Source organism: Agitococcus lubricus (genome assembly GCF_003051055.1).
Classification (GTDB): Bacteria; Pseudomonadota; Gammaproteobacteria; order Pseudomonadales; family Moraxellaceae; genus Agitococcus; species Agitococcus lubricus.
Genome location: NZ_QAON01000013.1, coordinates 20,475 through 32,500, shown reverse-complemented (window position 1 = coordinate 32,500; position 12,026 = coordinate 20,475). Strand labels below are relative to the sequence as shown.

The 12,026-nt window shown below is 42.1% G+C and carries 12 protein-coding genes; 5 read left to right on the top strand and 7 right to left on the bottom strand.

All coding sequences use genetic code 11. The features are described 5' to 3' along the window. Positions 1-113 precede the first annotated feature (113 nt). Complete coding sequence (locus C8N29_RS12335) at positions 114-647, top strand: glycine cleavage system transcriptional repressor (protein ID WP_107866371.1); 534 nt, start codon at positions 114-116, stop codon at positions 645-647. A gap of 23 nt (positions 648-670) precedes the next feature. Continuing rightward, the gene (locus C8N29_RS12330; RefSeq protein WP_107866370.1) at positions 671-1,138 is read left to right on the top strand and encodes a peroxiredoxin; all 468 of its coding nucleotides are present in this window, start codon (positions 671-673) and stop codon (positions 1,136-1,138) included. Between the two features lies 1 nt (position 1,139). Here C8N29_RS12330 and C8N29_RS12325 read toward each other — a convergent pair whose 3' ends face one another. Then, positions 1,140-1,358 carry a sulfurtransferase TusA family protein gene (locus C8N29_RS12325; RefSeq protein ID WP_107866369.1) on the bottom strand — a complete coding sequence of 73 codons (219 nt, stop codon included), beginning with the start codon at positions 1,356-1,358 and terminating at the stop codon, positions 1,140-1,142. Positions 1,359-1,634: 276 nt separating this feature from the next. Between C8N29_RS12325 and C8N29_RS12320 the strand changes: the two genes are divergently transcribed. After that, the gene (locus C8N29_RS12320) at positions 1,635-3,065 is read left to right on the top strand and encodes a M48 family metalloprotease (protein WP_170106977.1); all 1,431 of its coding nucleotides are present in this window, start codon (positions 1,635-1,637) and stop codon (positions 3,063-3,065) included. Between the two features lie 3 nt (positions 3,066-3,068). Here the strand turns inward: C8N29_RS12320 and C8N29_RS12315 are convergent, their stop codons facing one another. The 3 genes from C8N29_RS12315 to C8N29_RS12305 form a co-directional block, all read right to left on the bottom strand. Next, positions 3,069-3,902 (bottom strand): CvfB family protein, encoded by an 834-nt coding sequence (locus C8N29_RS12315; protein WP_107866367.1) that lies wholly within the window; start codon positions 3,900-3,902, stop codon positions 3,069-3,071. Between the two features lie 5 nt (positions 3,903-3,907). Then, complete coding sequence (locus C8N29_RS12310; RefSeq protein ID WP_107866366.1) at positions 3,908-4,429, bottom strand: DUF2058 domain-containing protein; 522 nt, start codon at positions 4,427-4,429, stop codon at positions 3,908-3,910. A gap of 251 nt (positions 4,430-4,680) precedes the next feature. Continuing rightward, on the bottom strand, positions 4,681-5,346 hold the full coding sequence (locus tag C8N29_RS12305; RefSeq protein WP_107866365.1) for a YiaD family glycine zipper/OmpA-like lipoprotein: 666 nt from the start codon (positions 5,344-5,346) through the stop codon (positions 4,681-4,683). Positions 5,347-5,720: 374 nt separating this feature from the next. Here C8N29_RS12305 and C8N29_RS12300 point away from each other — a divergent pair, with 374 nt between their 5' ends. Further along, positions 5,721-6,791, top strand: a complete 1,071-nt coding sequence (locus tag C8N29_RS12300) for a 3-deoxy-7-phosphoheptulonate synthase (protein WP_146164465.1) — start codon at positions 5,721-5,723, stop codon at positions 6,789-6,791. A 36-nt stretch (positions 6,792-6,827) separates the two neighbouring features. Here the strand turns inward: C8N29_RS12300 and C8N29_RS12295 are convergent, their stop codons facing one another. The 3 genes from C8N29_RS12295 to C8N29_RS12285 all read right to left on the bottom strand — a co-directional run bounded on the left by C8N29_RS12295 (position 6,828) and on the right by C8N29_RS12285 (position 11,218). Further along, positions 6,828-7,895 carry a 2OG-Fe(II) oxygenase gene (locus C8N29_RS12295; protein WP_107866363.1) on the bottom strand — a complete coding sequence of 356 codons (1,068 nt, stop codon included), beginning with the start codon at positions 7,893-7,895 and terminating at the stop codon, positions 6,828-6,830. A gap of 4 nt (positions 7,896-7,899) precedes the next feature. Further along, positions 7,900-8,337 (bottom strand): GNAT family N-acetyltransferase, encoded by a 438-nt coding sequence (locus C8N29_RS12290; RefSeq protein ID WP_107866362.1) that lies wholly within the window; start codon positions 8,335-8,337, stop codon positions 7,900-7,902. Between the two features lie 262 nt (positions 8,338-8,599). Beyond that, entirely contained in the window at positions 8,600-11,218 is a 2,619-nt protein-coding gene (locus C8N29_RS12285; protein WP_107866361.1) for an ATP-dependent helicase, read from the bottom strand. Positions 11,219-11,374: 156 nt separating this feature from the next. Between C8N29_RS12285 and C8N29_RS12280 the strand changes: the two genes are divergently transcribed. Further along, the gene (locus tag C8N29_RS12280) at positions 11,375-12,010 is read left to right on the top strand and encodes an RluA family pseudouridine synthase (RefSeq protein WP_107866360.1); all 636 of its coding nucleotides are present in this window, start codon (positions 11,375-11,377) and stop codon (positions 12,008-12,010) included. The last annotated feature ends 16 nt before the right edge of the window (positions 12,011-12,026 follow it).

Genomic DNA, 12,026 nt, shown 5'->3' with positions numbered 1-12,026 from the left:
TGTATTGGTGACGTATTTGGAGCAGGAATAACGCTTTAGCCCTTTACAACTAGCGCTCATGCAGGTGAAATGCCTCAGTCTATTTTTACTATTTTATTTATTGTGAGACGCTTATGGATAATCACTTAGTCCTCGCTGCATTAGGTGCAGATCAAACAGGTATTGTCGATGATATTGCTCGTACTGCAACTGAAGCGAAATGCAATATTGCCGACAGCCGCATGGTGGTGATGGGACAAGAGTTTTCCATCATCATGATGTTGTCGGGCACATGGGATGCGATTGCTAAGTTTGAAGCGCAAGTGAGTCAACTCGAGCGTAGGCTCAACTTAGCAATTATTACCAAACGTACCGAACAACGCCAACCACAGCGTGAGTCAGTACCGTATAAAGTCGATGTGATTGCCTTAGACAATCCAGGTATTGTTCACGAGATTGCTAATTTTTTTGCCAGTCAACAAATCAATATTGAATCGTTAGAAACCAGTACATATGCTGCACCACATACAGGCTCACCGATGTTTGCCTTAAACATGACAGTCAATATTCCAGCGCGCACGCACTTGGCCAGCTTACGCGAAAACTTTTTAATGTTTTGTGACGACCGAAACCTAGATGCTATCTTAGAACCTTACAAAAGTAACTAACTCCTCTACTTAAGGAAATAAAGATGTCTATACAACTCGGAGATAGTTTGCCTAATCTCACCATAGCAGCAACGGGTCAAACCACCATTCAGCTAAACCACTTGATTGGTCAGTTCATAGTCATTTATTTTTATCCTAAAGACGCTACCCCTGGTTGTACCACGGAAGCGCAAGACTTTCGTGATTTAATGCCAGACTTTGTACAATTAGGCTGTACGATTTTTGGCGTATCGCGCGATAGTTTAGCCTCACACGAAAAATTTAAGGCGAATGAATGTTTACCTTTTGCATTATTAAGTGATAGTGATGAGCAGCTTTGCCAACATTTTGACGTCATTAAACTCAAAAACATGTATGGCAAGCAGGTTTTAGGCATTGAGCGCAGCACCTTCTTATTTGACCGCTCAGCTAAGCTCATCAAAGAGTGGCGCAAGGTAAAAGTTTCAGGTCACGCACAAGATGTCTTAAATCACGTCCGCCAAGCAACCTAACTCACGCTCCTTTTTTAATTTCAAAAACAAAGTCTTGCTCTACGTGTGCTTGTTTTAATAACTGGTGCGGGCTTTGTTTTAGAAAGACAACAAAATCTCGCTCAGACACTGGGTCACTGGTCATCACCGTTAATACCTCATTGACGGCCATTTGATGTAGTGCTTGTTTGAGTTTTAAGAGTGGCATAGGACAGCGCAAACCGCGTGCATCAAGTAACATGACGAAATCTCTATCTAAAGTGACTATAGCCCTATCTGTCACAGATAGAATAGTCCTCATTCACAGACTGCTATTACACGTATCAATATAGCGCTATTGTAACAGCAATACACAAAATATCACTGGTATATTGATTTGAAGCTGACAACAATAGCTGACCCAATTCCTTTTTGTTTAGGACAGATACGCGATATTGGATGATTAAAATAGGCTTAGTTTCCAATGGCTTATTATTCACTCTCTACAGCATTCCCTCTCTAACACGGTAAGATGTTTATGTGGCGACAATATGCGAGCTTAACGTTGCTATTAGGGATGATACATACCCCCAGTTATGGCGCAGAACACACACATAACGTTGACAACCTGCCCGACTTAGCTACGTTTAGTGTGAATAACGCTACCGAGTTTGCCTTAGGCCGACAATTTTTACGTCAATTACGCAGCTCCACCGTATTACGCGAAGATATGTTATTGACCAGCTATTTAGAAAATCTGTGTTATCGTTTGGCCTTTGCTGCGGGCGTCAATCAACCCAATCTACAAGTTGTATTAATTCCTGACCATAAAATTAATGCCTTTGCGGTTGCAGGTGGGATTATTGGCGTCAATGATGGTTTGATTGTATATGCTGACCATGAGGCAGAACTCGCCTCCGTCTTAGCACATGAATTAGCACATATTAGCCAACATCATTATGTACGCTCTGTCGAAGGTGCCAGTGACCAAGCCCTCATCTATCTGGCAGCACTACTGGCGAGTATTGCCCTTTCTAGCGTTGACAGCGAAGCGGGTGTTGCTTTAGGTGTCTCTACCCAAGCCGCCTTAGCACAACAGCAGTTAAGTTACAGCCGAATCCATGAGCGCGAGGCTGACCGTATAGGCATGCAAACCTTAGTCTCGGCTGGATTTTCTGCGCGTGCGATGAGTGACTTTTTTAGCAAAATGGAAAAGCAGACGCGGCAAGTGGGCTTTATGCCTGCATTCCTATTAACACACCCACTCACTCAAGAACGGATTGCCGACAGTAGTTTACGTGCACGCAGTTACACACAACAAGGACAAATCGATAGTCTAGATTATCAACTGTTTAGAACACGTTTATTTGCACAGATGGGTACCGATAGCCAAGACATCCATAATCTTCAGGAAAAGCTCACACAACAACCACAAGACTCACTGATTCGTTATCGTTTAGTATTAGCCTATTTACATAGCCAGCAAACAGACTTAGCCGAGCAAAATTTACGCCCTTTACTAAAAGAATCTCCAAATCAAGTACATTATTTAATTACTCAAGCCGATATCTATTTGGCGGCACAAAAACCTGAGTTAGCATGGCAATTTTTGCAACAAGCGTTATTAGTCAATAACGGCAGTATGGTGTTACGTTTTTATGCTGCCAAAGCTGCCCAACGCACACAAAAGACTGCGCTAGCCATTGATTTATTAGAGGCACTGAGCCAAGAACGCCGTGAAGACCCGTTAATTTGGCGCAGCTTAATGGAGTGTTATCAACAGCAAAAAGACGCCCTAGGTGTCTTACGTGCGCGTGCTGAATATACATTTTTACAGGGTGATGGCAAACGTGCCTTAGTCGATTTAGCACAGGCTGCCGAGATGGCAAAAACTAACTACCCCGTTTTAGCGAAAATCCAGCAGCGTCAACAAGCCATACAAAATATCATGATAGCCGAAAAGAAATAGATACTATTTCGCTGCTAAACGAATACCATTATCCTCAATAATAATCCGTCGTTGCTTAAATAACGTACCAATGGCTTGCTTATACACTTTTTTACTGACACCCAAGGTATCGTAAATGAGTTCAGGAGAGCTTTTATCGGATAACGCCAAAAAGCCTTTATTCGCAGCCAGCTTCGCCAAAATATCATCAACAATATTGTTGACCTTAGCAAAGCCTAATGGTGTTAAAGAAACATCTAAGCGATGGTCGGTACGTAAGCGTTTAACATAGGCGGTGAGTGTCTCACCTTTACTGATGGGTTTGAAGATTTCATTTTGATATAAAATACCCCAAAAACGATGATTGACAATCACTTTATAACCCAACTCCGTCTCTTGTGCGACTAAAATGCTCACTTCCTGTCCTTGCGTAAACTCTTCGGTGAAATCTTTAATAAAATCATTTAAGTATGTGGAGGCTATGAGCCCCTGCTTTTCATCATATAAAACATAAATCAAACAATGACGATTGGTCTCTAGACGATATTGTTGCTCTTTACGTGGCAAAAATAATGGCGCTTCTAATCCCCAATCTAACCAAGCACCTTCTGGCTCAACGGCAAGTACCTTTAAGTAAGCGGCCTGACCAACTTCTACAAACGGTTCTGTGGTGGTTGCGGCAAGATAGCCATCATCATCAATATAAAGAAAGACCTCGACTTCTTGGCCGACTTTTGCCGACAACACACTCGATTTATTGATAGGAATATCGCCATAACGGCTCCCTCCGTCTAAGAAATATTCACTACGTGTTTGGTCGATAATGGTTAATCGATTGCGTTGTCCTATGTGTATCATTTACATTACCACATTAAATCATCTGGAATTTGATAATCCGCATACGGGTCATCATCATTCAACGCACTGTCTGCTTTCTGATTGAGTACCACAATACTCTCAGCATCGCGCTGACGAATTTTTTCTGCAACAATACTGGGAATTAATTCATAGCTATCTGCAAAACGTACAACGGCTAAAACCCCACTGACAATTTGCTTAAACTGCACATCGGTGACAAATATCTTTTTGATTTTCTTATTGTCGGTAAATTGATAACTGGTTTCACCGTCTTGACGACTTACTTTATTGACATCAATCAATTGTTTAATTTGTGCCGTAATCGCTTTGCGTTGTAATTCTTCTTGCTTTACGCGGTTTAGCTCTTTATCACGTTCTACTTTTGCTAACTGCGCTGCTTTTACGGACTCTTGTAAAGCGACCTGCTCCTGTTTACCCGCCTCCAGCTTTTGCTGATTCAGTTTTTTGGCGCGTTTTGCATCAGCCAACCCTGCTTGCAATAATTGCTTTTGTAAAGAATTTGCCATGATATATCACATTGTCTTAATCTAAATGCTGGTAAATTATTAACGCTTTAATGATAGTCTCTAAAACTATTTTGGGCTTTTAGGCGCTAAATATCGCCATACGCACACATACTTAGGATGCAATTAAAGCCGTCGCATTATAACATAATCAAACGAGTCTAACTTTAGAGAACTGATTGTTACAGAAATGTTTTTTATACGCGTTGATTACTCCATAAAAAAAGGCGAGATTGACTCGCCTTTTTACATCATTATACCGATTCAGGTGGATTGATTTTAATTTCCACGCGACGGTTTTGAGCACGGCCATTCTCTGTGCTGTTGTCAGCAACAGGTTGTGCTTTACCCAAACCTACCGCATTGATACGACTACCCGCGACCCCTTGACTTGCCAAATAACCGGCAACGGCGTTAGCACGGTCTTGAGAGAGCTTTAAGTTGTAGTCATCTTTGCCTACATTATCGGTAAAGCCTGCTACCGTAATGGAGGTTTTGTTATACTCTTTTAGTACAAGAGCAACACTGTTTAAGGTTTCGTAGAAGTCAGGTTTGATACTGCTTTGTGCTGTTGGGAAAGTAATATTACCAGGCATAATTAAATTAATGGAGCCGTCTGCATTTTTCTGCACGCCCACACCACTGCCCTGTAATCTTTCGCGCAATTTCTTTTCTTGCACGTCCATATAAGCACCAACACCGCCACCCACAACACCACCAATCGCAGCACCTTTTAAGGCACGCTCACGACGGTCTTTTTTGTTATCGCCTGTTGCGGCACCAATAGCTGCCCCAGAAATCGCACCAATGGCTGCGCCCCATGCTGCTTTACTTGCCTGTTTATCCCCTGTATACGGGTTAGTTGTACAACCCGATAGCACTAAACTACCTGTTAAGGCGGCAACAATAATTGAACGCATATATTTTCTCCAAGTTAAACGTTCGGACATCACTAGTTGTAACAGAAGGCACTACGAATAAAAATCATTTTTTGTTACAATTTTGTGCTAATTCGTTTTTTTAGACGCTTTCATTCAATACAAAAACGTGCATTAACGTTAATATTAACATCAATATGTGTATGGCACCTACTGACTCCGTCATAAAAAAAACGGCTATTCATCGACTAGTAGCCTACTTTGCGGTGTATATGTTCAGAACACACACATAAAACAAGGCAAAATCTTCTAGATACAAACGGCTGTTATAGGCTTTAATAGATACCATTGCCAAAACATTTGCTACAATCGGTAGCTTTCCAGCATTCTAATTGATAAACATGATGACTATAGATATGCAAATTGAAGATGTAAATGTCCGCTCGACAGAAGTTTTAATTACACCTGCGGCATTAAAAGCAGAAATGCCTCTTTCTGACACTGCACGCGCTTCCGTGATTGAAGGCCGTCAAACTATTCGTAATATTTTAGATGGCAAAGACCATCGTTTATTTTTAGTTGTTGGCCCGTGTTCTATTCACGATGTCAATGCGGCCAAAGAGTATGCTCAACGCCTTAAAGTATTAGCCGAACAAGTCAAAGATTCCTTATATTTGGTGATGCGTGTTTATTTTGAAAAACCACGCACGACAGTAGGCTGGAAAGGCTTAATTAACGACCCTGATATGAATGATTCTTTTGATATTCAAAAAGGATTACATATTGGTCGTCGTTTATTATTAGACCTGAATGAAATGGGTTTAGCTTGCGCCACCGAAGCCCTCGACCCGATGTCGCCTCAATATATGCACGACCTGATTGCTTGGTCAGCCATTGGCGCACGCACCACGGAGTCACAAACACACCGCGAAATGTCCAGTGGTTTATCTTCGCCTGTTGGCTTCAAAAATGGCACAGACGGTGGCTTAAAAGTCGCCATTAATGCATTATTAAGCGTACGTAACCCACACAGCTTTTTAGGTATCAATGGTGCGGGTCAAGTGGCTATCATCAACACCAACGGTAATGCCTACGGACATGTAGTGTTACGCGGTGGCGATGGCAAACCCAATTACGACTCTGTTTCTGTCACACTAGCCGAAAAAGAATTAAGCAAAGCTAAAGTCCCCAGCAATATTATGATTGACTGTAGTCATGCCAATTCCAATAAAGACCCTGCTTTACAACCGTTAGTCATGGATAACGTCAGCAATCAAATTTTAGAAGGCAATCAATCGATTGTTGGTTTGATGATTGAAAGTCATCTCAAATTTGGCCGCCAAGATATTCCTGCTGACTTAAGTCAGTTAGAGTATGGTAAATCCGTGACAGATGGTTGTATCGACTGGAGCACGACCGAAGAAGCAATCCTTAAAATGCATCATAAACTCAACGATATATTGCCTAAACGTCGGCAAACAGTCTAAGTCAGCACTGGCTAAAGGAGTGTTAAACACTCCTTTTTATGACTCAATAAACGCTGCGTTTTCTTCTCGTATTTTTGCTGCTTCTTCATTATATAAAAAAGGCAGTACCGCATAACGCTGCCCCTTAGTCACTCTAGTCGCTTCATGTAATAACGAACACGAAAACACCACTGCCCCACCTGTGGGCGCACGATAAGTTTGCTGTCCAAACTCGGGAAAACGCAAATCACCGCCTTCATAATCCTCCGCATTCAAATTGATGGTCACGGCGAAACAACGGTGTGCTGTCCCTTTGGTAGTATCATCACGATGCGGTCTAAAAAACCCACCGTCATTGGCATCATAACAAGCGACTAAATAACGCTCGATACGTGTTGCCTTAAAACGAAAGGCTTTCTCAATTTCTGGCACTAAACGTCTGTTTATCCGAATATTAATGGCTTTTTTGACATTTTCTTCTTCTATGACCGTATCCTTACGTATCTTAAAATTATTGTCATAACGACCGACAGTCATGCCATTTTCTTCGCGCGTGATACCTGATACTTCTCCACCTTTTTTATGATAATAGGCTATAAGCTGCTGACAAAAACTGTCTTCAAAAACATTCGGTATAATCAAAACAGGCGCAGGGACAAGCAACGCTTGCTGACTGAGGTGATTTAACTTAGCCATCACCTGATGCACATGCTGCATGCCATCTGCAATAAAAGGGATGATAGCGACTATTCGTAATTGTTTATCGATAATGTATGTACAAGGGCAATACAACCCTTCTCTAGAAATGACACGGTACAATCTACTGACGCTTTGGTCTTGGTCAAAAAAATAGCGCACCCCTGGAAGCTGTTCGAGTAACCTTTCTTCACTCTGTGGCTGCGTACTGATACCAAACCAGCACGCATTCATATCATCAAACAGCCATTTATTGGCAAGAAATGCGTGATTTACTTGTTGGCTCGTCGGATGTTGGTCATTGCCAAAAAAGGTCAAAACAATATACAAACCACCCAGTGACGAAAAATGATATTTGGGATTTGAGGTACTTGCACAAACAAACCACGGTGCTGGCTCATATAAGTTCAAAAAATGATGCACAGACATAAAATTAACCTAATAGTTTAGACATTATCGTATGTTTAATTTGGCCAAATAACAGAGGGCCTTCTCCTAGTAGGCTATAGTTGGCCGTCACATAAAAAGGAACGGCTGTTTCACGCGCATTTAACACCATCTGTGACATGCCTTGTTGTCGAGCTATTTGCTCTAATGCCGTTAATAAACGATGTCCTATACCCTGCCGTTGATACTTTTCTTTCACAGCCATATAACGAATTTGCCCTATTGCTTCTGAATTCGCTTGCAAACGACCAATCGCAATCACTTCTTCTCCATAAAATGCCGCTAAATGCCATGCGCTATCTTCCAGTTCGTCCTGTTCTGTGCCTAAACTTTGCCCTAACGGTGCGCGTAAAATTAACCAACGCAAATAGTAATATTGTTGCCATTCTGCTGGGGTATACGGGCATCTAATTGCTAATTCCATAATGATTCACGCTAGGATTATCTGAGTTAAATCAATTATTTGTTTAGCATTATCTAGAAAATGAGCCAGCATTTATTGACAAATGAGCCCTTTTTATTGATGAACGAATGATATGCGTCGTCAATCTGATTTCGCTATAAAAAAGGCGTAAAGTTAAACGAGGATAAATGCTTGTGCATTAAAATATGAAAGCGACGATTTGATACAAACACCCCACAGAAGCCAGACAAGATTGCGTCATACCACCACATAGAAAAAAGTATTACTCTACGGACAAGACCGCGATAAGTTGCTGTATATCTGCATTAAATTCAGGCGAAGCAAAATAGTGATTCATGGCCGATAATGTCGGTTTAGGATGAGCTTTTTGCGCCAGTTGCTGTGCATTCACAGCGAGTTCTAAGGTTAGGTTTAATTGACGTCTCAAATAAGAAAATCTAAACCCTACACTCACGTGCCCTGCTACCCAAGACCACTCATGGATTTCATTAAGCGGAAAACGTGAAGCGTTAATATCAACAATGCCTACTCGCTGCGTTGCTAAATAGACGGCTATCTGTTGCTCAGTCGTGGTCTGAAACCTAAAGCGCTGTTGACCGAAGCCTTGTTCAGGTGCAGATGTATCTAAAATCACAGTGACTGGCCGTGTTCTAAATAATTGTAAGCGACGACTTAAACTATGTAATAAACGCTGCTGCTCGGCTTGTTGGGCGTGATGTTGTTCATGCGATTGCTGTTGCTGCTTAAGTACAGATAATTCGGCAATCGCTGTACTTTGTCGCGCTAATGCGCGGGTAGCTTGTTGTTGATAGGCACGTTTAAGTGCAGGATATGGCTGCCACCAATGGACTAAATAGCGTTTTAAGGGATACATTTTTAGGCCTAAAGCCAAATTAATGGCATCGTCAGGCTCTAAAGCTGATTCTATACGCTGTAAGGATTGTTGCAGCTTGCTGGCATTTTGTAAGACTTGCTCTGCCTGTATTTCACGTAAAAAAAGACTCATTTTTTTCGTCGGGCTATACAGTAGATGCAAATTTTTCTGACTGCGGGTCATGGCGACATATAATAAACGCCGCTCTTCTTCGAGATTATCTTGATTGATGGGCAGTTGTTCATCAGCACAACAGGGGACAAAAACCGTTGGCCATTCTAAACCCTTGGCACGATGAATAGACATCATCTGTAAACGCGGTTGACTGTCATCGGTATGTTGAGTGTCTTTATAAAGTTGTGCTAAGTGTGCCAAAAACTCCACAACCGTCCCTTGTTTTTGTGCATAATTGACTAATGCACGTACGTTCTGGCAACGCTCTTCCCCCAATTCCACCATACCTGCGGCTTTTTTCAGATACTCTAAATAACCAAGCTCACTAATTAAGGTTTGCAACACTTCTGCGATGGGTTTGTGCAACGACTGTTGCAGATAGCGCATGACCGCTACCCATTGTTGTAAGCGTTTATGTGCAGCTTCGTTGGGGGCAGCAACCTGTTGATTGGCGAGTACTGCCAGTGCGGATTGCGATTGTTGAGTTAGATAATTAGCAAATTGATTTAACCATTCTTGACTTAAATAGCGATTAGGGGCTTTTAGCGTGTCTAAACAACGACGGATATATTGCGAGCTGACACTGCCTATGTGCTGACTCAAATCGCGCTCTTGACGAGCCAATCCCAAATAACTGAGTAGCGTTTTTACTTCTGGTCGCTCATAAAATCGAGCACTACCCACCACGTGATAGGGTAAACCTTCTTGAATCAGTTTGGCCTCAATCACCGCCGTTTGAGCATAAGAACGCACTAAGATAACCACTTCTTGTGGTGATAGGCCTTGTGCTAATAACTGTTTGTATTCATTAACAATATAATTGGCAAGCGCATATTCTTGCTCAAAACCTTTTAGGACAAGCTGCCCGCCAAACCCTTTTTGTGCGACTAAATTTTTAGGGTAACGCTGTTTATTTTGTTGGATGACCTGCCCTGCCAATAAGGTTGTCTGAGCATAGCAGCGAAAGTTATCTGAAATAATGTACTCTTGTGCTTGATAACGACGCTTAAAATCTAAAATATAACGGACATTAGCACCTCGCCATTCATAAATACATTGGTCATCATCACCAATCGCCATATAGTTACGATGGTCTTCCGTCAAAATATCAGCAATTTCTACTTGTACTTTATTAACGTCCTGAAATTCATCAATTAAGACATAATCAAATTGTTGTTTTGCCCAAACACGTACCTCGTCAAAACGTACTAAAGCCTCCCATGCCAATAACAATTGGTCATCAAAGGTTAAACAATGCTGCTGCTGACGTAACTGTTCATAGACTTGATAGGCTTGTAAATAATGCGGATTTTGATGATGCGCTTGTTCTACTTGGCTCAGGATGGGTGGCGGTAGCTGCGCTTGTAATAGATTGGCATAACGTAAATTGCCTTTACATATCGAAATAAAGGTTAATAAATCGTCTTGATTAATGTCCAAATTAGCAAAATTTTTGCCATGTCGACGCGATAATTCCACTAAAGCACGCATCGCAAGTTGGTGGCTACGTTGCTCAATCGCTTGCTCATCAAAACTGAGCCAATACCCCAGTTGTACCGTCTGCTGAATAATACGGCGTCCCAATGCGTTAAAGGTTAAACACTGTGCACCTTGTACCCCAAGACCTTCTATTTTGCGACGAATGTCACTCACTGTTTCGCGGCTAAACGAACAAACTAAAATACGCTGCGCTAGAACCCCGTGCTTATTCACCAACGCTGCTACCCGATGCGCCATCGTGGTGGATTTACCTGCACCAGCCACCGCATAGACAACGGCTGCACCGTGCTGATGTTGAACAATCGCTTGCTGTTCCTCTGTAAGTTGAAGCACCTTAGTCGACCTTTTAGAAGCAGGAGGCGTATGATAATCCTTGTCTTTGGCTTTTTTAACCTAAAATTACGTGTATCCTTGTTATGGCGGCAAAATCTGCTTGTATTCGTGGCCTGAATTATTACAATTACTGCCTACTTTCAACTAAAGAATAAAATGCGCGTGGCTCCAGACTGTCCTATTCTGTTTTGTGATGATGATTTACTCATTGTTGGCAAACCCGCAGGTTTGTTAACCGTACAAGGTAAAGGTGCAGATAAACAAGATTGTTTACTGGCACGTTTGGCAGTGGATTATCCTGAGATACGTGTCATTCATCGCCTAGACCAAGATACCTCAGGCTTATTGGTCTTTGCGCGTCATTTATCTGCACAGCAACAACTCAATAAACAATTTGAGCAACGTCGGGTTCATAAACAGTATATCGCGCTTGTTTTTGGTCATGTGGCCGAACAAAGCGGCGAGATAGATGCTCCCTTACGTTATGACCCCTTACATCCACCACGACATATTGTGGATTATGAGATAGGTCAATCTGCCCTCACCCAGTGGCAAGTGTTAGCTCGTCAACCCAAGTCGACACGCGTACTGCTCAAGCCTGTGACAGGACGCTCACATCAATTACGCGTACACATGCAATTACTGGGACACCCTATCTTAGGTGATACACTATATGCCTCAGAGGCTGCACAAAAATTGAGTCCGCGTTTGTGTTTACACGCCGAAAGTCTAGAATTTTATCATCCCGTCCGCCAAGAAAACTGCCGTTTTACTTGGCCTGCTCCTTTTTAATTGCCCATTTACAAGA